Source organism: Roseibium sp. ROS1 (assembly GCF_054658215.1).
In genome coordinates this window covers 596,368-618,255 of sequence record NZ_BAAGIG010000001.1, presented here as the reverse complement: position 1 = coordinate 618,255, position 21,888 = coordinate 596,368, and the positions used below count along the sequence as shown (strand labels likewise).

Here is a 21,888-nt window from a genome sequence, read left to right as displayed (position 1 = left end):
GTCTCTTCCCGCACGAGACCAGAAGCCCGGGCTCCTTTCCGGCTACGCAAGCTGAAGGGAGCCCGGGCCGTTTCCGGCCCATAGCCGGCATCCGGTGCCGGGCCTTCAGCGCGAATACCGGCCTCAATCCGAAATCCGGCCCAGCCCCAGGCTCAGTCCCTAGCCTTTTACAGCTTCTGGAAATCCTCCAGAATGTCGAGCAGCTGTGTCAGTTTCTCCTTGCCGATGACCTCTTCTATGCGCGCCGCGATTGCCTTGGCGTCATCGAGCTTATCCTCGATGATTGCCTGTCCGGCCGGCGTAATCGCCACCGTTTGCTTGCGCCGGTCCTTCTCGTCCGCCTGACGGGTTACCAGCCCCTTTTCCAGAAGCGTCTGAACGATCCGGGTCTGACTGGGCAACAACAGACAGGCCCGCTCTGCCAGGGTCGAGGCATCCTGTGGACCGAATTCTTCCAGCACCCGCAGGATGCGCCACTGCTGTTCGGTGATGCCGCAGTCGGAGAGCATCTCGCGGATCGGGCCCATGACCTTCTCGCGCGCCCGGATCAGCGCAATCGGGATGGAGCGTCTTGTGGACGGCAGCGCCGGGCCGTCAGCGGGTTCAGTGTCGTCGATCATGCAAGGTCCATAGCGAATTGGCAGATTATTAGACACAAAAAGTTTGACAGTTTCGATCTCATATATTTAACATAGCAAATATTGCACTGTTAAGGAAATCCTATGCCGCACATATCGCTGGAATATTCCGCCAACCTGGAACAGCGGGCCGACATAAAGGCCCTGTGCGAGCATCTGCGTGCGCAGGCCGCGACCATCGATGCCCTTCCCATGCCCGGTCTGCGGGTGCGGGCCATCCGATGCGACCACTATGCAATCGCCGACGGCGACCCGAAACATGCCTTCATCGACATTTCCGTACGCCTTCGCGCCGGACGGCCGGACGACGTCAAGCGCGACGCAGCGGAGCGTCTGTTCAAGGCCGCAAAGGCTTTCCTGGAACCGGTCCTGGCCACCAGTTCGCTCGCGCTATCGCTTGAGATGCGCGACATCGACCCGGACCTTTCGCCCAAGACGGGCACCATTCGCGACCATTTGGGGACTGTCTGACCCATGTCTGACCTTCAGAACAACATCGAAAAACTTGAGACCTACCTCGCAAGGTTCCGGGAGACCGGCGTGCTGAACCAGATCGGCGGCAAGGCCTGCCCCGCAGCTTCCGGCGCGACATTCGAAACCACCTCCCCGGTGGACGACAGCCTGATCTGCAAGGTTGCCAGGGGGGATGCTGCCGATATCGATGCTGCAGCCAGGGCCGCCAAGGAGGCCTTTCCGGCATGGCGCGATTTGGCCGCGACGGAGCGCAAGAAAATCCTTCACAAGATTGCCGACGGCATTGTCGCCCGCGCCGAAGAAATCGCCTTTTGCGAATGCTGGGATACCGGTCAGGCCCTGCGTTTCATGTCGAAGGCCGCCCTGCGCGGCGCCGAGAACTTCCGCTTCTTCGCTGACAAAGCGCCAGGTGCTCGCGACGGTCAGGCCCTGCCATCACCGACCCTCATGAACGTCACGACCCGTCTTCCGATCGGACCGGTCGGTGTGATCACGCCCTGGAACACGCCTTTCATGCTGTCGACCTGGAAGATCGCGCCGGCGCTCGCAGCAGGCTGCACCGTGGTCCACAAGCCGGCGGAATTTTCTCCAGTCACTGCACGCATCCTGATGGAAATTGCAGAAGAAGCCGGCCTGCCGAAAGGTGTCTGGAACCTTGTCAACGGCCTCGGCGAAGAAGCCGGCAAGGCCCTGACAGAACATCCTGACATCAAGGCCATCGCCTTCGTCGGCGAGAGCCGCACCGGGTCCATGATCATGCGACAGGGGGCGGAAACCCTGAAGCGGGTGCATTTCGAGCTCGGCGGCAAGAACCCCGTGATCGTTTTCGACGATGCTGATCTCGACCGGGCGCTGGATGCGGCGATCTTCATGATCTATTCGCTCAACGGAGAGCGCTGCACCTCGTCCTCGCGCCTTCTGGTGCAGGACACGATTGCCGAGGAATTCGAGACAAGGCTCATCGAGCGAGTGAACAACATCAGGGTCGGTCATCCCCTCGACCCAAAGACCGAAATTGGCCCGCTGATCCACAAGACCCATTTCGACAAGGTGACCGGCTACTTCGAAACCGCCCGCCAGGACGGTGCAACGATTGCCGCTGGCGGCAGCCGCGTCGGGACGGAAGGCTGTTTCGTACGCCCAACCCTCTTCACCGGCGCGAACAACTCCATGAAGATCGCCCAGGAAGAAATCTTCGGCCCGGTCCTGACCTCCATCCGCTTCAGTTCGGAAGAAGAAGCACTTCGGATCGCCAATGACATTCCCTACGGCCTGACCGGCTACGTCTGGACCAACGACCTGACGCGGGCGCTGAGGTTCACCAACGCTCTGGAAGCGGGCATGATCTGGGTGAACTCGGAAAACGTCCGCCACCTGCCCACCCCCTTCGGCGGCGTCAAGGCCAGCGGCATCGGCCGCGACGGCGGCGACTGGTCGTTCGAATTCTACATGGAGCAGAAACACATCGGCTTTGCGACCGGCCAGCACGCCATCCCGCGCCTTGGTGCGTGAGGAATGTGAACGACATAAGATCGCAGTAACGGGAGGAGACTATGGGAGAAATCGTTCTCGCGGCCAAGGTCACGCATGTGCCGACCATGCTGATGTCGGAACAGCCCGGACCTGTGGAGGGCAAGCGTCAGCCGGCCATCAACGGTCATTACGAAATCGCGCGCCGGGCAAAAGCGCTCGGCGCGACGACGGCGATCGTCTGCGACACGCATTGGGTGATCAACGCAGGCTTTCATATCAATGCCAACAAGCGGTTCGAGGGCCTGTTCACCTCGAACGAATTTCCGCATTTCATCCAGAACCTGCCTTATGCCTACGAGGGCAACCCGGAGATGGGCGATGCCATCGCAAGAGAGGCAACCGAGCGCGGCGCTTTCACGCTCGCCCATCATCTCGATAGCCTGGAACTTGAATACGGCACGCTGGTGCCGATGCGGTTCATGAGCCGGGAACACGACATGAAGGTCGTGTCGGTCGCCGCCTGGTGCACGGTGCACGGCCATGACGAGAGCCGCATCGTCGGCGAAGCGATCCGGGCAGCAGTCGAAGCCAGTGACGAGAAGGTGCTGCTGCTTGCCTCAGGCTCCCTGTCTCACAAGATCTGGGCCAACAAGGACTACGCCGCCAACAACGGCACTTTCACCATCTCGTCCGAGTTCAACCGGCAGGTCGATCTGCATGTCCTCGACATGTGGCGGAGGGGCGATCATGCCACCTTCCTGAAGATGCTGCCGGAATATGCCGACCATTGCTGCGGCGAAGGCTCCATGCACGACACCGCCATGCTCTACGGCGCGCTCGGCTGGGACAGCTACACCGCCGAATGCGAGGTCGTGACCGACTATTTCCCCAGTTCCGGTACCGGACAGACCAACGTCATTTTCCCGGTCCAATAGGTTTATCGCAGGAGCCTTCCATGCCCATTCCGGCCCCCAATCTCTATCCGCCCTTCAACATCATCCGGCTCAGCCATGTGGAACTGGGCGTCAAGGATCTGGCCAAGAGCCGGGCCTTCTATGTCGACACGCTCGGCCTTCAGGTCACGGACGAATCCGATGAGGCGATCTATCTGCGCGCCATGGAAGAACGCGGCCACCATTGCCTTGTCCTGCGCAAATCGGCGGACGCCGCTGCCCGTGATCTCGGCTTCAAGGTGTTCGACGAGGAAAACCTCGACAAGGCCGCGCACTTCTTCAAGGGCAAGGGGTTGCCGGTCGACTGGGTCGAGCGGCCCTATCAGTCACGCACATTCCGGACCCGCGATCCGCACGGCATTCCGCTGGAGTTCTATGCCAAGATGGACCGCCTGCCGCCGATCCATCAGAAATACGCGCTCTACAAGGGCGTAAAGCCGCTCCGCATCGACCACTTCAACTGCTTCTCGCCGGACGTCGATGCTTCCGTTGCCTTCTACAACGAGCTTGGCTTCCGGGTGACCGAATACACGGAAGACGAGGCAACCGGCCGTCTGTGGGCCGCCTGGACCCACCGCAAGGGCGGCGTCCACGACATTGCCTTCACCAACGGCAAGGGCCCGCGCCTCCACCACACGGCGTTCTGGGTGCCGACCCCGCTCAATATCATCGACCTGCTCGACCTGATGGCAACCACTGGCTGGGTATCCAATATCGAGCGCGGCCCGGGCCGACACGGCATTTCCAACGCCTTCTTCCTCTACATTCGAGACCCGGACGGCCACCGGATCGAGATCTACTGTTCGGATTACCAGACGGTCGATCCGGATCTGGAACCGATCAGGTGGGATCTGAAGGATCCGCAGCGGCAGACCCTTTGGGGAGCGCCAGCTCCCAAGAGCTGGTTCGAGGAAGGATCCCTGTTCGAAGGAACCGAAGTTCAAGCCCCCAGCCTTGCCGCACAACCGATTGTTGCGCCATAGGTGAAACAGACAATGGTTGGAAGAATGCGATGAACTGGACTGACTTTGCCGGCTGGGGCCGGAGGGTGGCCGACTGGGCCGCAGACTATCACCAGACCTTGCGGCAGCGGCCTGTCCGCGCCCAGGTGAAGCCGGGTGAAATCCTCAACGCCCTGCCCGAGGCACCTCCCGAACTTGCCGAGGAGATGGAGGAGATCTTCGCGGACTTCGAGAAGATCGTGCTGCCGGGCATGACCCATTGGCAGCACCCGCGCTTTTTTGCCTATTTCCCCGCCAATGCGTCCCCACCGTCAATGCTGGCGGAATATCTCGTTACCGCCATGGCGGCGCAGTGCATGCTATGGCAGACCTCTCCGGCGGCAACCGAGATGGAAACCAGGATGATGGACTGGCTGCGCCAGGCCGTCGGTCTGCCCGGATCCTTTACCGGAGTGATCCAGGACAGCGCCTCCACCGCAACTCTCGCTGCCGTCCTGACCATGCGCGAGCGCGCCCTTTCCTGGGATGGCAACAAGGCCGGCCTCAGCGGACAACCGCGCCTTCGGGTCTATTCCTCCAACGAGGTCCACACCTCCATCGACAGGGCAATCTGGATCTCCGGCATCGGCCAGGACAATCTGGTGCGTATCCCCGTTCTGGGCCCACGGCGCTCCATGGATCCGGACGCGCTGCGTGCGGCCATCGAAGCCGATCTTGCGGCAGGTTTCCGGCCAGCCGGCATCATCGCCTGCACCGGTGGCACCGGCGTTGGCGCGTCGGATGATGTTGGAGCGGTCGTCACGGTCGCGAAGGACTTCGGCCTCTATGTGCATCTCGATGCGGCCTGGGCAGGCGCGGCGATGCTTGTCCCCGAGTACCGCGAGCTCTGGGCAGGCGTCGACGGCGTCGATTCCATGGTTTTCAACCCGCACAAATGGCTTGGTGCCCAGTTCGATTGTTCCGCCCATTTCGTCCGCGATCCGGAAGACCTTGTGCGCACTTTGGCGATCCGGCCGGAATATCTGAAGACCCACGGCCACGACGGGATCGTCAACTATTCCGAATGGTCCGTTCCGCTCGGCCGCCGTTTCCGGGCCTTGAAGCTCTGGTTCCTGATGCGCTCCTACGGTTTGGAAGGCCTGCGAGAGCGCCTGCGCAACCATGTCGACTGGTCAACCGCTCTTGCCGAGCGTTTGCGCGCAGAACCGGATTTCGAAATCACCTCCGAGCCCGTCCTTTCCCTGTTCAGTTTTCGCTTTTCCCCTGAAGGTGCAAGGGACCTCGACACGCTCAACCAGCGCCTCGTCGATACCATCAACGACGATGGCCGGATCTACCTGACCCAGACCCTGCTGGATGGTGCCAAGGTGGTCCGCTTCCAGGTCGGGCAGTTCGACTGCACACAGGAAGACGTCGCCTTTGCCTTCGACGTCATTACCGAAATTGCCAGAAACATGGAGACCGCATGACCCGGCTCGCAACCTACAGCGCCGACGGACAACAATTTTACGGAGCCGTCACTGATACCGGCATGATCGCTCTGTCGCCGGACTTTCCGCAGTGGCCGACGCTTTACGACGCCATCCACGCCGGCGGTCTGCAGGATCTCGTCACTGCCGCAAAGGACAAGCCGGTTACGCATTCCGAGTTCACTTATGAAATGGTGCTGCCGAACGCGCCGCGGATCCTGTGTGTTGGCGTCAACTTTCCCGACCGCAATGCGGAGTACAAGGACGGCAGCACCCAACCGAAATACATGTCCTTGTTCCCCCGCTTTGCCAGCGGGTTCACCGGCCACGACCGTCCGCTGATCCGGCCGCCCGAAAACCACACGCTCGATTACGAGGGTGAAGTGGCCATCGTCATCGGCAAGACCGGCCGTCGCATCAAGGCGGAAGATGCCTACGACCATATCTGCGCCCTGACCCTGTGCAACGAAGGCACCATCCGCGACTGGGTCCGGCACGCGAAATTCAACGTCACCCAGGGCAAGAACTGGGACCGCTCCGGTTCTATCGGCCCCTGGCTCGTGCCTTTCGAAAAGGCCGAGCAACTGGATGAGGCCCGCATTCAGACCCGCGTCAACGGAGAGCTGCGCCAGGACGATTACCTGAAGCGCATGACATTCCCGATCCGTGAGGAAATCGCCTACATCTCGACTTTCATGACGCTTCAGCCCGGCGACATCATCGTCACCGGCACGCCGACAGGTGCCGGCGCCCGGTTCGACCCTCCCCGCTATCTGAAACCCGGTGACGTGGTCGAGATCGAGGTCGATGGCATCGGCATCTTGCGGAACGGTGTGGAGGACGAAAAATGAGCCTGAACGAAGCAGACATCTCCAAAGCCGCAAATGATCTCCTGAACGCGGAAAAGACGCTCGAGCAGATCGGTCTTCTCACACTGCGCCATCCGAACCTCGACATGGACGGGGCCTATGCAATCCAGAAAGAACTTGCCAGGGCGAAGCTTGCCGAAGGCCGCAAGATCATCGGCTGGAAGATCGGTCTGACGTCGAAAGCCATGCAGGACGCGCTCAAGATCGACATTCCGGACAGCGGCGTCCTCTTCGACGACATGTTGTTTGAAACCGGAGCCACGGTCCCCAAGGGCCGGTTCATCCAGCCGCGCATCGAAGCGGAAATTGCCTTTGTCATGAAGGCCTCTCTCGGTGGCGCCAACGTCACGCGCGAGGATGTACTTGCGGCAACGGATCACGTGTGCCCGAGCCTGGAGATACTCGATACGCGTATCCAGCGCGTCGATCCGGAGACGGGACAGGCTCGCAAGATTTTCGACACCATTGCCGATAACGCCGCCAATGCCGGCCTTGTTCTGGGCAACGAAAAGCATGATCCCGGAGCAATCGACCTCCGTTGGGCCGGCGCCATCGTCACCAGGAACGGTGAAGTGGAGGAGACCGGCCTTGGTGCGGGCGTCCTCAACGATCCGATCGAGAGCGTCGTTTGGCTGGCGCGGCGCATGGCCGATTACGGACAGACAATCGAAGCCGGACAGATTATTCTGTCCGGATCCTTCATCCGGCCGGTGGAATGCCCGTCCGGTTCGAAGGTCCACGCCGACTTCGGCCCGTTCGGGTCTGTATCCTGCTCCTTCGCCTAATAGGGAAAACCATGCCAGCGCCTCAAAACGCCTTCAAAGCCGCCTTGAATTCCGGTCAGCCGCAGATGGGCTGCTGGGTCGGGCTTGCCGATGCCTACACGGCGGAGATTACCGCGAGTGCCGGCTTCGACTGGCTGTTGATCGATTGCGAACATGCGCCCAACGACCTCAGATCCATGATGGCGCAGCTGAAAGTGGTCGAGGCCTCCACCAGCAAGCCGGTCGTGCGGGTACCCATTGGCGAGACCTGGATGATCAAGCAGTTCCTGGATGCAGGCGCGCAATCGTTGCTGGTCCCGATGGTGGAAAGCAAGGCGCAGGCAGAAGAGCTCGTCAGTGCCGTACGTTATCCGCCGGTCGGTGTGCGCGGCGTTGGATCCGCACTTGCCCGCGCGTCCGGCTTTTCCGCCATTCCCGACTATCTGACGACTGCCGACGGTGAGATCTGCCTGCTGGTTCAGGTGGAAAACCGCGCCGGCCTGGCAGACCTCGACGGCATCCTGTCGGTCGACGGCGTTGATGGTGTCTTCATCGGGCCCTCGGATCTGGCCGCCGATATGGGCCACCTCGGTGACCCGATGCATCCTGAAGTCGTTGCCGCGATCCTCGACGCCATGAAACGCATCAAGGCTGCCGGCAAGGCACCGGGTATCCTGACCACCAATCTGGATTTCGCCCGCACCTGTCTGGAGCTTGGCGCAACCTTCGTCGCCACCTCGATCGACGTCACCCTCTATGCCGCGGCCATCCGCGGTGCAGCCCGGCAGGCAAAAGAGTTACTTGGGTCGGTCGAAGGCTAAAGGCCAGAGGCTCGATGCAGTCTCTTGAACAAGGTGCCCATCCTTCGAGACGGGCCTGACGGCCCTCCTCAGAATTAGGCCTTGGGGCGGCAGTATGAGCTGACCTTGACTGACCGGGCCCGAGACGCCTGCCTGCCAGAACCCCGGTAACTACGTCAGGCAGGTGACCATATCGGACTTTCCATCCCCGGGAGCCCCTTCACCGAAGAACCTCCCAACCACCCTCCTCATCCTGAAGAAGCGCGAAGCGCTGTCTCGAAGGATGGGCCGCGTGAACGAAAAAGAGCCGCCAATCCATCTGAGGGGACCTGGCGGCTCTTCAAACATGAGGCCGTGGTGGACGGTGCCGAAAACCTAGCCCAGCACAACCACCTTGGCGCCGACATTGACGCGGTTGTAGAGATCGATGATGTCCTGATGCCACATGCGGATACAGCCGCTGGAAGCATTGGTACCGATGCTGGAGGGCTGGTTGGTGCTGTGGATGCGGTAGAGCGTATCCTTGTTGCCCTGCCACAGATAAAGCCCGCGCGCGCCGATCGGATTGCTCGGACCGCCGTCCTGCCCGTCGCGATATTTTTCCAGTTTCGGATCCCGTTCGATCATCTCGTCCGGCGGAAACCATTTCGGCCACTCGCGCTTGAAGCGGATTTCCGCCTCACCGTTCCAGGCAAAGCCGGCGCGACCGACACCGATGCCATAGCGGATGGCACGACCACCGGGCTGGATCAGGTAGAGATACTTGCTGCCGGGATCGACAACGATTGTGCCGGAGGGATATTTGCTCGGATAGAACACCACCTGGCGCAGATATTTCGGGTCGAACTTCTGATACTGGATCGCCGGTATCGAAAACCCGCCATCGGTTCTGGCGGCATAGGCCGTCGCGTAATCCGGTGTCCCGTCGGCCAGCGGGGTCAATCCCGCCTGCACGGTTGAACTCTGCTGGCTCTGGCAGGCTGCCAGCAGCAGGGGTATTGCAGCAACAAATGTGCGTCGGCTCATCGTGGAAGCCATATTCGCGTCCTTTCAGCGGCGTGCTCGAACCGTCAAACTTGCAATAATACGGTTCTGACCGGATCAGAAAATTCTAAAGACACATCACGCGATCCAGGAGCGAAAGCAACATATTTATGGTAAACAGTTGATTAAAATTGGGGCTTTTCTGCCGTTAGGTTAAACAAACAATCAGGCGCTCAACCTGTTGCGGCAGGCAATCAGGTCCATTCTTGTGACAGGCACCAGCGCTCCACGGCTGCCGATCACATGCGCGGCAAGGGCACAGCCCGCACGAACAGCCTCACGCGTTCTTGCCCGTTCCATGTATTCGACCAGGAACGCCGCATTGAAACTGTCGCCTGCTGCCGTCGTGTCGACGACCGTGCTTGCCGGTTCCGGCTGATACTGAAAACTGTCGCCATCGGCCCCGCGAACAAGGATCGGCCCCGCCCCGTTCTTGACCACGACCAGCCTCGCCCCATTGGCGAGATAGCGCGCCGCGGTTGCCGCTTCGTCGGTATCCTTGAAATGGCTGGCTTCATCTTCAAACGACGGCAGCACGATGCCGGCGACACTGGCCGCCTTCATCGTCCAGCGGCACATTTCGTCACTGGCCGGCCACAGGCGCGGCCGCAGGTTCGGGTCGAAGACGATTTCCGCGCCGCGCCCGGCAGCCGCCTGCAGGGCGGCTAGCAGCCGGTCCCGGGCTGCTTTGGCAAGAATGGCCACGGTGATACCGGAAAAATAGAGCAGGTCCCCTTCCCCGGCTGTCTCCAGTGCTGTGAGATCGTCGGCAAGATGTCGGGCCGCGGACTGCGAGCGCCAGTACTGAAAGCTTCGTTCGCCTTCGCTGAGGAAGATCATATACATGCCCGGCGCTGCACCTGGCACCCTGGCCATCAAGGGCCTGATTCCTGCAGCTTCGATGAAATCCGTCAGTTGTCCGGAAAGTGCGTCATCGCCGACAGCACTCAGGTACCCGACATCCAGCTTTTCGGTGTCCGTCAGCTGGCGCGCGTACCAGGCCGCGTTGAACGTATCGCCGGCAAAGCCGACGGCGTAGGTTCCTGACGGTGTCGGTGAAAACTCGACCATGCATTCGCCGATGGCGAGAAACCGCATCGGCATACTCATTCCTCGAAATGGTTCAGGTTCTCGGCGCGGATGCGGCCGAGAATGGTGGCAATCCGGCCCAGGTGTTCGGTCAGCATGGATTCGGCCAGTTTGCCGTCCCGCCTGCGAATGGCCGACATGATACGGAAATGGTCGTCCAGTGCGACTTGCGCGCCGGACGCCAGCGACAGGAACCGCACCCGGTCCATATGCGCTTTCTGCTCGCGGATCAGCGCCCAGACATAGTCGTGGCCCGAGATTTCACAGATCCTCCGGTGAAACGTATCGTCAAGCGTGTGAAACAACTGGCGTTCATTCGCATCCACCGCCGCCTGCTGCTGTGCAAGCAGCTCGTCCAGATCGTCGATCTGTGCGTCTGTGATCACTTCGATGGCGGCTCGCATGCAGGCAACTTCCAGCGCCGTCCGCACGAACTTGGCCTTCAGCACCGCAACTTCCGAGATCTTGGAGATAACCGTTGCCCGTTGGGGCCGGATCAAAAGGAACCCGAGTTGCGACAGCCGGTAGAAGGCATCGCGCACGGGTTGGCGAGACACGCCGAAGGCCTTGGCCACTTCCGCTTCCGACATGCGCGTGCCCGGCGCCAGGTCCAGTGACAGGATCTGCTGGTGCAATTCCTCGAACACCGTATCTGCGACGGTCGGGATCTTGATCGGCTCGAGCACCTTCAGGGCGCCACTTTCTGACATCAGCGTTGTCTCCGTTGACTCGTCTACTCAACTAGCATATCAGTTTACTAGTAGCAACATCAGCCTGCCCAAAGGCGCCACGGGAGAAACGAATGTCACTGGAAAGAGCGGATGCACCGGATATTTCGGAACAGGGCCTTGACCCGCACCGCCTGTTTCCCGCCGATGCGACCTCGCGCAAGATCGCGGCGGAGCTTTATGCCACCGTCAAGGATCTGCCGATCGTCAGCCCGCACGGGCACACGGATCCGCGATGGTATGCCGAAAACGAAGCTTTCCCCGATCCGGCGCAACTGTTCATCGTTCCCGATCACTACGTCTTCCGCATGTTGTTCTCGCAAGGGATCGACCTCAGCCAACTGGGTGTACCGCGCATCGACGGCGGCTTGAGCGAGACCGACAGTCGCAAGATCTGGCGCACCTTTGCCGAAAACTTCCATCTTTTCCGGGCCACACCTTCACGCATGTGGCTGGAGCATTCCTTCCAGGAAGTCTTCGGCTGGACCAAACGGATCTCCGCCCAAACCGCGGATGAAGCCTATGACCACATTGCCGATTGCCTGAGCCGCCCGGAATTCCGGCCGCGTGCGCTGTTCGAGCGCTTCAACATCGAGGTGATCGCAACCACGGAATCACCGCTGGACGACCTGAAATGGCACCGACAGATCCGGGACAGCGGCTGGAAAGGGCGGGTCGTCACGGCTTATCGCCCCGATGCGGTTGTCGACCCGGAGTTCGAGGGATTTAGCGCCAACGTTGAAAAATTCGGCGAGCTCGCCGGTGAAGACACCACCAGCTGGCAGGGTTACCTCAATGCCCACCGGGTGCGCCGGGCCTATTTCAAGTCCTTCGGTGCAACGTCGTCCGATCATGGTCACGCCACCGCACGCACCGAGAACCTGCCGGTTGCGGATGCTGAAGCCCTGTTCCAGAAGGCCCTGAAAGGCAATTGCTCACCAGAGGAAGCCGACGCATTCCGTGGCCATATGCTGACGGAAATGGCACGAATGAGCCTCGAGGACGGGCTGGTTCTGCAGATTCATCCGGGCAGCTACCGCAATCATTCGTCCGGCATCATGGCAGCTCATGGCCGGGACAAGGGTTTCGACATCCCAACCCAGACCAGCTACGTCAAGGCGCTCAAGCCGCTGCTGGACGCGGTCGGTCTGGAAAAGGACCTTTCGATCATTCTCTTCACGCTGGACGAAACGGCCTATTCTCGTGAATTGGCCCCGCTTGCCGGCGTCTATCCGACGCTCAAGCTCGGTCCGGCCTGGTGGTTCTACGACAGCCCGGAAGGCATGCGCCGCTACCGGGAACTGACCACGGAAACCGCGGGTTTCTACAACACAGTCGGTTTCAACGACGACACCCGCGCCTTCTGCTCGATTCCGGCCCGCCACGATGTGGCCCGCCGTGTCGATTGCGCTTACCTCGCATCGCTCGTGACATCCGGGAGGCTGGACGAGGACGAGGCATATGAGGTCGCTCACGACCTCACTTACAGGCTTGCCAAGCAGGCCTATCGGCTCTGACGAGCCAATTTCGGGAGGAGACTATGAAAGTATTGAAGACCCTTGCGGCATCGCTTCTGGCTACCGCCGCGCTCACATCCGCATCGCTTGCATGCGAAGTGACACTGAAATCGTCCGACACCCATCCGGACGGCTATCCGACGGTGGAGGCCGTCAAGCAGATGGGCAAGCTGCTGGAAGAGCGCACTGACGGCCGCATCTGTGTCGAAGTGTTCCATTCCGCGCAGCTTGGCGAGGAAAAGGACACCATCGAACAGACCAAGTTCGGCGTCATCGACCTGAACCGCGTCTCCATGGGCCCGTTCAACAACCTGGTCGAGGAAACCAAGGTTGTCTCGCTGCCTTACATCTTCAAGGGCGTCGATCACATGCACACAGTGATGGACGGTCCGATTGGTGACGAGATCCTGGCGGCGTTCGAACCGCACGGCTATGTCGGCCTTGCCTTTTACGACGGCGGGTCGCGCAGCTTCTACAACAAGGTCAAACCGATCAAATCGATTGAAGATCTTGAAGGCATGAAGGTTCGCGTCATGCAGTCCGACATCTTCGTCGACATGATGTCGGCGCTCGGTGCCAACGCGACGCCGATGCCCTATGGCGAAGTCTATTCGTCCATCCAGACCGGCGTTATCGACGGTGCGGAAAACAACTGGCCGTCCTACGAATCTTCCGGTCACTTCGAAGTTGCCGGCTACTACACTCTGGACGAACACCTGATCGTGCCGGAAGTGCTAGTGATGTCGAAGAAGTCCTGGGACAATCTGTCTCCGGAAGACCAGGCAGCCGTCCGTCAGGCTGCAAAGGACTCGGTCCCCTTCATGCGCGAACAGTGGCAGGCCCGCGAAAAGGCGTCTGAAGAAAAAGTCCGCGCTGCCGGTGTCGAAGTCGTCACGGAAATCGACAAGGAGCCGTTCATGGCAGCCATGGACAGCGTCTACGAGAAGCACGTGACCTCCGAAAATCTGAAGGATCTCGTCGCCCGCATCCGCGCGACCGACTGATCTTCGCAAGCCCGCAGCCGACAAAGCTGTTTCGCGGTCCATCGACCGCGGAACGGCCCGGCTGGCTGCTGGCCGTTTTTCAGGATCCGCCTTGACCCGGTTCCCTGCTTCAGGATCTCGACGTGCAGCCTCATCTCAAGTTCACCGCGCAGATGTTGCGCCATGTCTCCACGGCAGCGCTCTGGCTTGCCGGAGGCGGCCTCATTCTCATGACCGTGTTCATCACGGCGCAGGTCTTCATGCGCTACGTCATGAACGACAGTCTCGTCTGGTCGGAACCTGCTTCCGTCATCCTGATGGGCTGGTTCATCTTCCTGGGCGCCGCCGTCGGCATCCGTGAAGGTTACCATCTCAGTTTCGACGTCCTGCTCTACTTTCTGCCGCAGGGAGCCAAACTGGTGCTTTACAGCATCTCCGATGCCGTGGTCGCCGCCTTTGGCGCGGGCATGGCCTGGTACGGCGCGGAACTGGCACTGTCGGCCTGGGACGTGAAACTGCCGTCGCTCGGCGTTTCAGGCGCGGTTGATTTCCTGCCGCTCGTTGGCGGCGGTTGCCTGGTTTTTCTCTTTTCCATCGAACGCCTGATGCGTCGCGCAGCCGGTCTGCCGACCGCACGCTTCGGCGAAGATCCCATCGAAGAGGCTGCTTGATATGGAACCCGTTATCCTCTTCGGCACATTCACGGTTCTGCTCCTGATCGGCACACCCGTTGCCTTCTGCCTGGGCGCAGCGTCGCTCGCCACCGTGCTCTACATGGGCCTGCCGCCCGTGGTCGTCTTCCAGCGCTTGAACTCGGGTGTCTCCGTTTTCGCGCTGATGGCGATCCCCTTCTTCATTTTTGCCGGCGAACTGATGGTGCGCGGCGACATTGCCCGAAGGCTGGTGGCGCTCGCCGGGGCCGTGGTCGGGCATATGCGCGGCGGTCTCGGTCAGGTAAACATCACCGCCTCCGTGCTCTTCGGCGGCATCTCCGGCTCCGCCGCGGCGGATGCAACCGCCATCGGCGGCCTGATGATCCCGCAGATGAAGGAAAAGGGCTATTCGGTCGAATACGGTGTCAATGTCACCGTGGTCTCCTCGATCATTGCACTGATGCTGCCGCCCTCGCACAACATGATCATCTATTCGATCTCGGCTGGCGGACGTCTTTCCATCGCCGACCTGTTCACCGCCGGCATCCTGCCGGGCCTCCTGCTCGCAGTTTCCCTGATGGTCACAGCCTGGTTCGTTGCCCGCCGTGCCGGTTATCCGACGGAACGCTTTCCCGGCCTGTCGGCTCTTGGTGCGATGTTCATCAACGCCATTCCGGGTCTGCTGTTGATCGGCATCATCTTCGGCGGCGTGCGCTCCGGTGTGTTCACGGCTTCCGAAAGCTCCTGCATCGCGGCCGTCTACGCACTGCTGGTGACCACGCTTGCCTACCGCACCATGCACTGGCCGGAATTCGTCGCCGCGACGAAAGCCGCGGTGCGCACCACCGCCATGGTTCTGCTGGTCATAGGCTGTGCGGCTTCCTTCGGCTGGCTGCTGGCCTTCCTGCGCATTCCCGCGGAACTTGTGGCATTCATGAAGGGCATTTCCGAGAACCCGCTGATCATCCTGCTGATGATCAACATCGTGCTGCTCTTCCTCGGCACCTTCATGGACATGTCGCCGCTGATCGTCATCACCACGCCGATCTTCCTGCCGGTTGCCACCGCTTTCGGGGTCGACCCGGTCCATTTCGGTGTGATCCTGGTGCTCAACCTCGGGATCGGCCTGTGCACGCCGCCGGTCGGCACAGTGCTCTTTGTCGGCTGCGCCGTTGGCCGGATATCGGTCTGGGATGCGATCAGGACGATCTGGCCCTTCTACGGTGCCGCCATCTTCACATTGCTCCTGGTGACCTACATCCCGTCCCTGTCGCTGTGGCTGCCATCCCTGTTCCATTGAGGCAAAACCAATGTTCGTGAAAACCTTTCCCGAAGTGACCGCCGACCCGGGCATCCGCCGGCAGGTGCTGTCCGACAGTCCCGACCTGATGGTCGTCGCCTTCCGCTTCCAGCAGGAAGGCGCGGAAGGCAAGCTGCACAATCATCCACACGTACAGTCGACCTATGTCGAAAGCGGCCGTTTCCGCTTCACCATCGACGGCGAGAGCTTCGACGTCAGTCCCGGCGACAGCTTCGTCATCCCCTCCAACGCCCTGCACGGGTGCGTGTGCCTGGAACCGGGGACACTGGTCGACACCTTCACGCCGCGCCGCGACGACTTTCTTTGAACATCGCCTGCACCCAAGGACTTTGCCATGCTGACCGTTGAAACCCGCTACGCCATCGACCCGGACACCGCCAAGACTCTCGACACCACGGGTCTTCGCAAACATTTCCACGCCGCCGGCCTTTTCCAGGATGGCAAGATCAACCTGATCTACACCCATTACGACCGGCTGATTCTGGGCGGCGCTGTCCCCGGAACTGGCGAACTCGTTCTGGATGAAGTGAAGGAAGCCGGCACCCCGTCCCTTCTCGATCGCCGCGAACTCGGCATTCTCAATATCGGGGAGGCCGGCACCGTAAAGGCGGGTGGCGAGACCTATCAGGTCGGCAAGGGAGATGTGCTCTACATCGGCATGGGCTCCGGACCCGTCACCTTCTCCGGCCCGGGCCGCTTCTACATCCTGTCGGCGCCCGCGCACCGGGCCTGCCCAAGCAGGCTGATCACCGTCAAGGACGCGCGCCGGGTGGAACTCGGCTCGGCGGAAACCTCCAACGAGCGCGTCATCCTGCAATTCCTGCATCCGGAAGTCGCCGAAAGCTGCCAGTTGCTTATGGGCTACACCCAGTTTGCGCCCGGCTCGGTCTGGAACACCATGCCGGCCCATGTCCATGACCGGCGCATGGAAGCCTATCTCTATTTCGAACTTGGCCCGGACCAGCGTGTGTTCCACTTCATGGGCAAGCCGGACGAGACCCGGCACCTGGTGATGGCCAACGAGGACGCCGTGGTCTCTCCGCCCTGGTCTATCCATTGCGGCGCCGGCACGGGGGCCTACACGTTCTGCTGGGCCATGGCCGGTGACAATGTCGACTTCACCGACATGGACATGGTCGCGATGGGAGACCTGCGATGAGCCCGTTTTCCCTGGAAGGCAAACGCGCCCTGGTGACAGGCGCCAACACCGGCATCGGCCAGGCCATTGCCATCGCCATGAGCAAGGCAGGCGCCGAAGTTCTGTGCGCGGCCCGGCGCGACTGCGACGAAACGCTGGCCCAGATAACCAGGGGCCGCCATGTGCACCTCGATCTGTCCGACCCGATGGCTGCGATGCCACTGTTCGAGGCGGAACAGATCGACATCCTGGTCAACAATGCGGGCATCATCCGCCGCGGCACGGCAGACAGCTTCAGCGAAGCCGACTGGGACGACGTGATGGACGTCAACCTGAAGTCCGTCTTCTTCACCTGCCAGGCTTTCGGCAATGCCGCGTTCAACGCCGGCCGGACCGGGGCAATCGTCAACATTGCCTCGTTGCTGTCCTTCCAGGGCGGTATCAAGGTCGCGTCCTACACCGCGGCCAAACACGGCGTTGCCGGCATCACCAAGCTGCTGGCGAACGAATGGGCGGCGCGGGGCATCAATGTCAACGCCATTGCACCGGGTTACATCGCCACCAACAACACCGAAGCCCTGCGTGACGACCCGGAGCGCAGCCGGCAGATCCTGGAACGCATTCCGGCCGGCCGCTGGGGTGAAGCCAGCGACATTGGAGAAGCCGCGGTCTTTCTCGCTTCACCGGCTGCCAAATACATTCACGGCGCTGTCCTCAATGTGGATGGAGGCTGGCTTGCACGCTGACTTGCCGCGCCTTTCCAGAACAACACCGGCGGCAAAAGCCGGCATCGTTCATCTGGGGCTCGGGGCATTCTTCCGGGCCTTTGGAGCGATATACATAGAAGAAGCCATGAAGGCTTCTGGCGGCACCGGACAGAACAACTGGGGCATTATCGGCGTCAGCCTGCAAAGCCCGCGTATGCATGACCAGCTGGCTCCGCAGGACTTTGTCTACACAGCGCAGGAACTTGGCCCGGAAGGCGAAACCCTTCGCCAGGTAGAGATCATCCGGGATGTGCTGGTCGCACGGGAAAACCCGGAAGCCGTGCTGGCCGCGATGGCGGATCCGGACGTCAGGATTGTCACCCTGACCGTGACGGAAAAGGGTTATTGCCACGATCCGGCAACCGGCAGACTGAATGCCGATCACCCGGACATCACACACGACCTGAAAGCCGCGCTGCCTGTCTCCGCTCCGGGTTACCTCGTGCGGGCGCTCGCAAGGCGGAAGGCCGCAGGCCTGCCGCCCTTCACAGTGCTCACCTGTGACAACCTGCCGGACAATGGCCGCCTGGTCCGCCGGATTGTGCTGGATCTTGCGGAGAAGCTCGATCCGGAACTGGCCGCGTGGATCGAAACCGAAGGCCGTTTCCCGGCAACCATGGTCGACCGCATCGTGCCTGCCACAAAACCCGAGGATATCGACGCCCTGGCCCGCAAGACCGGCCGCTACGATGCAGCCCCTGTGCTGCATGAGCCGTTCCGGCAGTGGGTGGTGGAAGATGACTTTGTCCCGGCTTACGGCGCCGATGCCAGGCCGGACCTAGGTGCCGTTGGTGTCGAGCTGGTTGAAAACGTCACCGCGTTCGAGCACATGAAGTTGCGTATGCTCAACGGCACGCATTCCTCGCTGGCTTACCTCGGCTATCTCGCCGGGCACGAGACGATTGCCGAAACCGTTGCAGATCCGCTTTTCGCCCGGTTCGTGAAAAACCTGTGGCGCCAGGAAATCATTCCGTCCTTCGAGGCTCCGCCGGGTGTTGATCTGGAAGCCTACGCGGATGCGCTTTTCGAACGGTATGCAAATCCCGGCATCCGGCACCGGACCTGGCAGATCGCCATGGACGGCAGCCAGAAACTGCCCCAGCGCATTCTCGGCACCGTGCGCGACAACCTGACGAACGGTCGAAACTGCCCTGGCCTTTGCCTCGCGATTGCCGCCTGGATGATCTATGTCGGCGGCACCGATCTTAAAGGCAAGCCGATTGACGTGCGCGATCCGCTGAGCGATCGCCTCAAGTCTCTTGTCGGAGAAAGCGATGGCGACGCCGGCAAGGTGGCAGCGCTTCTGGGTGTCACCGAAGTCTTCGAACCCGACCTCGCCGCTGCCATTCTGGCGCCCGTCACCGCCGCCTATGCTGCCTTGAAGGCTGACGGTGTCGGCAAATCAATCGGAACCCTGTCATGATCGAAGGTTGGCGCTGGTATGGCGGCTATGACCGCATCTCGCTTTCTGAAATCGCCCAGACCGGTGCTGTCAGCATCGTCACGGCACTGCACGAAATTCCCTACGGCCAGATCTGGCCTCGCGAAACAATCGCGAACACCAGGACCCGGCTCCACGCTGCCGGTTTCGACTGGACCGTGGTGGAAAGCCTGCCGGTTCACGAAGCCATCAAGCGCGGGGAAGGCGATCTTTCGGAACTCTTCGCCAACTACCGGCAATCGATGGCAAACCTGGCCGCTGAAGGCATAAAGGTCATCTGCTACAACTTCATGCCGTTGCTCGACTGGACCCGGACGGACCTGGCCGCGCCCGTGGCACGTGGCGGTACCTGCCTGCGGTTTTCCGCTGCCAGGATGGCGGCCTTCGAAATCTACATGGTCAAGCGACCCAAGGCGGAAGACGATTATTGCGAACAGGTTCTGGTCGAGGCAAAACGCTGGTTCGATGCCGCAAAACAGCCGGACCTCGACCGCTTGACCCAGGCCATCATGGCGGGTCTGCCCGGGGCCTATGATCGTTACGACCCGAACGGCCTGCGTGAGGCACTGGTGCCCTATCAGGGACTCGACCGGGCGGCTCTCAGACAAAACCACAAGCGTTTCCTGGAGGAAGTGGTCCCGGCGGCCGAAGAGCTTGGCCTGAAACTGGCGGTGCATCCGGATGACCCGCCCCGGGATCTGCTCGGTCTTCCGCGGATTGTCTCGGATGCGGACGACATCGACTGGATCCTGTCAGCGGTGGACAGCCCTTCCAATGGCCTGACGCTGTGCTCGGGCTCTCTTGGCGCCAACCCGAAGAACGATGTCCCTGCAATTGCGGAACGCTTTGCCGGCAAGATCCATTTCGCCCATCTGCGCAATGTCGCGAAAGATCCGGATGGCTCGTTCGAGGAAGCAGCGCATCTTGGCGGCGACACCGACATGCCTGCATTGCTCGGCGTTCTACTTGGCGAAGAAGCTGGACGGCGACGCGAGGGCCGTGAAGATGCCGAAATCGTCTTCCGGCCAGATCATGGCCACGAGCTGATGAGCGATGCCGAACGCGGTGCGCACCCGGGCTACCCCCTGATCGGGCGAATGCGCGGACTGGCGGAACTGCGCGGCGTGATCGCAGGTTTGACGGCTCGCCGCGCTGTCCAGGCCTAGCCGTTACACAGGACGTGCCCGCGGACTTCGTCTTCGGGCACGCCCAGCGCCTTCAGAAGAGACGGATCGATAACGGTTTCGGAGCGGTTCAGCAGATCCTTATTGGCCCGCCCGATTGCCTTGCGCGTGTTCGGGCCGAGCGACCCGTCCGGAGTGCCCACGTCAATACCGCTGTTGTTGAGACCGGCCTGCACCAGCCGCACAAGACCGGCATCATATTCATCGACCTGACCGCAGAACTCCCGAGGCACCTCGGCAAAGGCAAGGCTTGCCGGAATGCGTTTGAAAGATGTCTCGAACGTTCCCATGTTTTCGGCGAACAGCTCGACAAAATAGAGCAGCGCCACCCGGTGATTGTACTCCTTCAGCGCCAGACCAACCTCGGTGTTGTCGATCCCTGCGGCAATGTTCATCAAGGCCGACGCATCCCGGTCGCGAAACTCCGAAAGCTTGCCGTTGGCTTCCAGCTCGAACAGCGCCACTTGCCCGAAGTCGCCGAGCAGACATTTCGAACTGCCATCGCAGACGTAGGACCGCCAGCTGTCGCCATTCGGGCTCTTCACGCCCAGACAGATAAAATTCTGCCCGGTAACATAGGTCAGGAAAGTGCGTTCGTTCGATTGCAGATTGGCCAGCAGGTCCTGCGACACGGTGTTGAAGCGTCCTTGATACAGGCTGGAACAATAGGACAGCATCTGGCTGCGGCTGAGATTTGACAGATCCTGTGGACGTCCAACGACGAAGATCCCTTCGGCAGCCATTTCCGCCAGGGACAAGTGATACATGGACCCGGGTTTCGTGCCGTACATATTGCGCATGAAGCCGATGCCGATACCTGTGCTGAGGAAATAGTCCGTAACCTCGTTGACGCCCCGATTGATCAGCTGAACGACCTGCCCGACCTGCTCCGCGCTGTAGTTGCCCTCAGGAAGCTGGATATAAGGCTGATGAATGCCGAGACGGGCGGTTTCATGAGCAAAACGGCGAGGAAAGAAGAACCCCTCGTATCGCGTGTAGCCCGCCAGAAAGACCAGGGAACAGGCGGACTCGCAGACGGCATTTTCCGGCAGCAGCGTGATGAAGTTCTGCTCCGCGATGTATTTGCCGATTTCCAGCGCCTCGCGCAGGTTGCCGCCCGGGCTGTTGAGCGAAATCACGTTGTTATAGGGGCAGTAGCCGGGCCTCAGGCAGTCCGAAAAGCCGGTGCGTTCCACAAGAGCCTTCAGGTGATCGAGGTCCCCCTTCTGGATCTGTCCCTCGATGGATATGACCTTGCCCGTCTTTAGCCCACCCCAGGCCGGCACGATATGCAGTGTCTCATAGGTATGCGCGCCATCGCCTGCGATGCCGTTTTCGAAATAAGGCAGTGATCCGTCCTTGACGGCACTCTTCGATGTAAAGCCGTCTTCAAGGCCCTTGGCGTGACCGACGGCTTCTGCGCTCACCGTCCCAAGGTCCAGAAGTTGGTAGCCGGCGGCTGATGCAGGATTGCTGTCGAGAAGACGCATTTCCGCAGCATGGGCCACCGAAAAGGCAGGAATACATACAGTCACCGACGCAAGCGTCTGTATTACGCTTCGGGCAAAGCCTTTTCCCGCCACCGCCGCTACAGCGTTTCGCAACATGATCAGCCCCTCAT

22 protein-coding genes are annotated in these 21,888 nt (G+C 61.0%); 17 read left to right on the top strand and 5 right to left on the bottom strand.

Features of this window, described 5'->3' with window-relative positions:
- Window positions 1-167: 167 nt before the first annotated feature.
- A complete protein-coding gene (gene hpaR / locus ACYQ6M_RS02745; RefSeq protein WP_023003267.1) occupies window positions 168-620 on the bottom strand; it encodes a homoprotocatechuate degradation operon regulator HpaR in 453 nt (150 codons plus the stop codon).
- Between the two features lie 102 nt (window positions 621-722).
- Here hpaR and ACYQ6M_RS02740 point away from each other — a divergent pair, with 102 nt between their 5' ends.
- Genes ACYQ6M_RS02740 through hpaI form a run of 8 tightly spaced genes read left to right on the top strand, consistent with a single transcriptional unit; the run spans window position 723 to window position 8,423 of the window.
- Entirely contained in the window at window positions 723-1,109 is a 387-nt protein-coding gene (locus ACYQ6M_RS02740; RefSeq protein ID WP_023003266.1) for a 5-carboxymethyl-2-hydroxymuconate Delta-isomerase, read from the top strand.
- Between the two features lie 3 nt (window positions 1,110-1,112).
- Window positions 1,113-2,624, top strand: coding sequence for a 5-carboxymethyl-2-hydroxymuconate semialdehyde dehydrogenase (hpaE, locus tag ACYQ6M_RS02735; protein WP_460071991.1), 1,512 nt, complete (start codon window positions 1,113-1,115; stop codon window positions 2,622-2,624).
- 41 nt (window positions 2,625-2,665) lie between these two features.
- Window positions 2,666-3,520 carry a 3,4-dihydroxyphenylacetate 2,3-dioxygenase gene (gene hpaD / locus ACYQ6M_RS02730; RefSeq protein WP_152509778.1) on the top strand — a complete coding sequence of 285 codons (855 nt, stop codon included), beginning with the start codon at window positions 2,666-2,668 and terminating at the stop codon, window positions 3,518-3,520.
- Between the two features lie 20 nt (window positions 3,521-3,540).
- Window positions 3,541-4,521: a 3,4-dihydroxyphenylacetate 2,3-dioxygenase gene (gene hpaD, locus ACYQ6M_RS02725; RefSeq protein ID WP_152509777.1), complete on the top strand. Its 981-nt coding sequence runs from the start codon at window positions 3,541-3,543 to the stop codon at window positions 4,519-4,521.
- Window positions 4,522-4,550: 29 nt separating this feature from the next.
- The gene (locus ACYQ6M_RS02720; protein ID WP_460071988.1) at window positions 4,551-5,969 is read left to right on the top strand and encodes a pyridoxal phosphate-dependent decarboxylase family protein; all 1,419 of its coding nucleotides are present in this window, start codon (window positions 4,551-4,553) and stop codon (window positions 5,967-5,969) included.
- A complete protein-coding gene (locus ACYQ6M_RS02715; RefSeq protein ID WP_460071986.1) occupies window positions 5,966-6,820 on the top strand; it encodes a fumarylacetoacetate hydrolase family protein in 855 nt (284 codons plus the stop codon). The genes ACYQ6M_RS02720 and ACYQ6M_RS02715 overlap by 4 nt, the downstream gene beginning before the upstream one ends.
- The gene (gene hpaH, locus ACYQ6M_RS02710; RefSeq protein ID WP_460071984.1) at window positions 6,817-7,623 is read left to right on the top strand and encodes a 2-oxo-hept-4-ene-1,7-dioate hydratase; all 807 of its coding nucleotides are present in this window, start codon (window positions 6,817-6,819) and stop codon (window positions 7,621-7,623) included. Before ACYQ6M_RS02715 ends, hpaH begins: the two co-directional genes overlap by 4 nt.
- Window positions 7,624-7,634: 11 nt before the next feature.
- Window positions 7,635-8,423, top strand: coding sequence for a 4-hydroxy-2-oxoheptanedioate aldolase (hpaI, locus tag ACYQ6M_RS02705; protein ID WP_055656075.1), 789 nt, complete (start codon window positions 7,635-7,637; stop codon window positions 8,421-8,423).
- Between the two features lie 354 nt (window positions 8,424-8,777).
- On the opposite strand, the gene ACYQ6M_RS02700 is transcribed toward hpaI, so the two are convergent.
- The 3 genes from ACYQ6M_RS02700 to ACYQ6M_RS02690 form a co-directional block, all read right to left on the bottom strand.
- A complete protein-coding gene (locus ACYQ6M_RS02700; protein WP_023003258.1) occupies window positions 8,778-9,440 on the bottom strand; it encodes a L,D-transpeptidase in 663 nt (220 codons plus the stop codon).
- 171 nt (window positions 9,441-9,611) lie between these two features.
- Window positions 9,612-10,550, bottom strand: coding sequence for a sugar kinase (locus tag ACYQ6M_RS02695; protein ID WP_460071981.1), 939 nt, complete (start codon window positions 10,548-10,550; stop codon window positions 9,612-9,614).
- A gap of 2 nt (window positions 10,551-10,552) precedes the next feature.
- Window positions 10,553-11,245: a GntR family transcriptional regulator gene (locus ACYQ6M_RS02690; protein ID WP_460071979.1), complete on the bottom strand. Its 693-nt coding sequence runs from the start codon at window positions 11,243-11,245 to the stop codon at window positions 10,553-10,555.
- Window positions 11,246-11,337: 92 nt separating this feature from the next.
- Here ACYQ6M_RS02690 and uxaC point away from each other — a divergent pair, with 92 nt between their 5' ends.
- The 9 genes from uxaC (at window position 11,338) to uxuA (ending at window position 20,249) form a co-directional block, all read left to right on the top strand.
- Window positions 11,338-12,780, top strand: a complete 1,443-nt coding sequence (gene uxaC / locus ACYQ6M_RS02685) for a glucuronate isomerase (protein WP_460071977.1) — start codon at window positions 11,338-11,340, stop codon at window positions 12,778-12,780.
- 23 nt (window positions 12,781-12,803) lie between these two features.
- A complete protein-coding gene (locus ACYQ6M_RS02680) occupies window positions 12,804-13,784 on the top strand; it encodes a TRAP transporter substrate-binding protein (protein ID WP_023003254.1) in 981 nt (326 codons plus the stop codon).
- A gap of 152 nt (window positions 13,785-13,936) precedes the next feature.
- A complete protein-coding gene (locus ACYQ6M_RS02675; RefSeq protein WP_088665314.1) occupies window positions 13,937-14,434 on the top strand; it encodes a TRAP transporter small permease in 498 nt (165 codons plus the stop codon).
- A 1-nt stretch (window position 14,435) separates the two neighbouring features.
- The gene (locus ACYQ6M_RS02670; RefSeq protein ID WP_055656087.1) at window positions 14,436-15,716 is read left to right on the top strand and encodes a TRAP transporter large permease; all 1,281 of its coding nucleotides are present in this window, start codon (window positions 14,436-14,438) and stop codon (window positions 15,714-15,716) included.
- 10 nt (window positions 15,717-15,726) lie between these two features.
- Window positions 15,727-16,044, top strand: a complete 318-nt coding sequence (locus ACYQ6M_RS02665) for a cupin domain-containing protein (RefSeq protein ID WP_023003251.1) — start codon at window positions 15,727-15,729, stop codon at window positions 16,042-16,044.
- Window positions 16,045-16,071: 27 nt separating this feature from the next.
- Window positions 16,072-16,896, top strand: a complete 825-nt coding sequence (kduI, locus tag ACYQ6M_RS02660) for a 5-dehydro-4-deoxy-D-glucuronate isomerase (RefSeq protein WP_055656091.1) — start codon at window positions 16,072-16,074, stop codon at window positions 16,894-16,896.
- Window positions 16,893-17,621, top strand: a complete 729-nt coding sequence (gene kduD / locus ACYQ6M_RS02655; RefSeq protein ID WP_055656093.1) for a 2-dehydro-3-deoxy-D-gluconate 5-dehydrogenase KduD — start codon at window positions 16,893-16,895, stop codon at window positions 17,619-17,621. The genes kduI and kduD overlap by 4 nt, the downstream gene beginning before the upstream one ends.
- Complete coding sequence (locus tag ACYQ6M_RS02650; RefSeq protein ID WP_460073179.1) at window positions 17,599-19,065, top strand: mannitol dehydrogenase family protein; 1,467 nt, start codon at window positions 17,599-17,601, stop codon at window positions 19,063-19,065. Before kduD ends, ACYQ6M_RS02650 begins: the two co-directional genes overlap by 23 nt.
- The gene (uxuA, locus tag ACYQ6M_RS02645) at window positions 19,062-20,249 is read left to right on the top strand and encodes a mannonate dehydratase (protein WP_460071973.1); all 1,188 of its coding nucleotides are present in this window, start codon (window positions 19,062-19,064) and stop codon (window positions 20,247-20,249) included. Before ACYQ6M_RS02650 ends, uxuA begins: the two co-directional genes overlap by 4 nt.
- Here uxuA and ACYQ6M_RS02640 read toward each other — a convergent pair.
- A complete protein-coding gene (locus ACYQ6M_RS02640; RefSeq protein WP_168685001.1) occupies window positions 20,246-21,874 on the bottom strand; it encodes a COG3904 family protein in 1,629 nt (542 codons plus the stop codon). The two genes, uxuA and ACYQ6M_RS02640, sit on opposite strands and share 4 nt — an antisense overlap.
- Window positions 21,875-21,888: the final 14 nt, after the last annotated feature.

Bases quoted from the DNA above. Each gene is read 5' to 3' on its own strand.
- hpaD (WP_152509777.1), top strand. From the start codon at position 3,541: ATGCCCATTCCGGCCCCCAATCTCTATCCGCCCTTCAACATCATCCGG.
- uxuA (WP_460071973.1), top strand. From the start codon at position 19,062: ATGATCGAAGGTTGGCGCTGGTATGGCGGCTATGACCGCATCTCGCTT.
- ACYQ6M_RS02690 (WP_460071979.1), bottom strand. From the start codon at position 11,245: ATGTCAGAAAGTGGCGCCCTGAAGGTGCTCGAGCCGATCAAGATCCCG.
- ACYQ6M_RS02715 (WP_460071986.1), top strand. From the start codon at position 5,966: ATGACCCGGCTCGCAACCTACAGCGCCGACGGACAACAATTTTACGGA.
- ACYQ6M_RS02665 (WP_023003251.1), top strand. From the start codon at position 15,727: ATGTTCGTGAAAACCTTTCCCGAAGTGACCGCCGACCCGGGCATCCGC.
- kduD (WP_055656093.1), top strand. From the start codon at position 16,893: ATGAGCCCGTTTTCCCTGGAAGGCAAACGCGCCCTGGTGACAGGCGCC.
- hpaH (WP_460071984.1), top strand. From the start codon at position 6,817: ATGAGCCTGAACGAAGCAGACATCTCCAAAGCCGCAAATGATCTCCTG.
- ACYQ6M_RS02650 (WP_460073179.1), top strand. From the start codon at position 17,599: ATGGAGGCTGGCTTGCACGCTGACTTGCCGCGCCTTTCCAGAACAACA.
- ACYQ6M_RS02695 (WP_460071981.1), bottom strand. From the start codon at position 10,550: ATGCCGATGCGGTTTCTCGCCATCGGCGAATGCATGGTCGAGTTTTCA.
- hpaR (WP_023003267.1), bottom strand. From the start codon at position 620: ATGATCGACGACACTGAACCCGCTGACGGCCCGGCGCTGCCGTCCACA.
- ACYQ6M_RS02700 (WP_023003258.1), bottom strand. From the start codon at position 9,440: ATGGCTTCCACGATGAGCCGACGCACATTTGTTGCTGCAATACCCCTG.
- hpaD (WP_152509778.1), top strand. From the start codon at position 2,666: ATGGGAGAAATCGTTCTCGCGGCCAAGGTCACGCATGTGCCGACCATG.
- ACYQ6M_RS02640 (WP_168685001.1), bottom strand. From the start codon at position 21,874: ATGTTGCGAAACGCTGTAGCGGCGGTGGCGGGAAAAGGCTTTGCCCGA.
- hpaI (WP_055656075.1), top strand. From the start codon at position 7,635: ATGCCAGCGCCTCAAAACGCCTTCAAAGCCGCCTTGAATTCCGGTCAG.
- ACYQ6M_RS02720 (WP_460071988.1), top strand. From the start codon at position 4,551: ATGAACTGGACTGACTTTGCCGGCTGGGGCCGGAGGGTGGCCGACTGG.
- kduI (WP_055656091.1), top strand. From the start codon at position 16,072: ATGCTGACCGTTGAAACCCGCTACGCCATCGACCCGGACACCGCCAAG.
- uxaC (WP_460071977.1), top strand. From the start codon at position 11,338: ATGTCACTGGAAAGAGCGGATGCACCGGATATTTCGGAACAGGGCCTT.
- hpaE (WP_460071991.1), top strand. From the start codon at position 1,113: ATGTCTGACCTTCAGAACAACATCGAAAAACTTGAGACCTACCTCGCA.
- ACYQ6M_RS02740 (WP_023003266.1), top strand. From the start codon at position 723: ATGCCGCACATATCGCTGGAATATTCCGCCAACCTGGAACAGCGGGCC.
- ACYQ6M_RS02675 (WP_088665314.1), top strand. From the start codon at position 13,937: ATGTTGCGCCATGTCTCCACGGCAGCGCTCTGGCTTGCCGGAGGCGGC.
- ACYQ6M_RS02670 (WP_055656087.1), top strand. From the start codon at position 14,436: ATGGAACCCGTTATCCTCTTCGGCACATTCACGGTTCTGCTCCTGATC.
- ACYQ6M_RS02680 (WP_023003254.1), top strand. From the start codon at position 12,804: ATGAAAGTATTGAAGACCCTTGCGGCATCGCTTCTGGCTACCGCCGCG.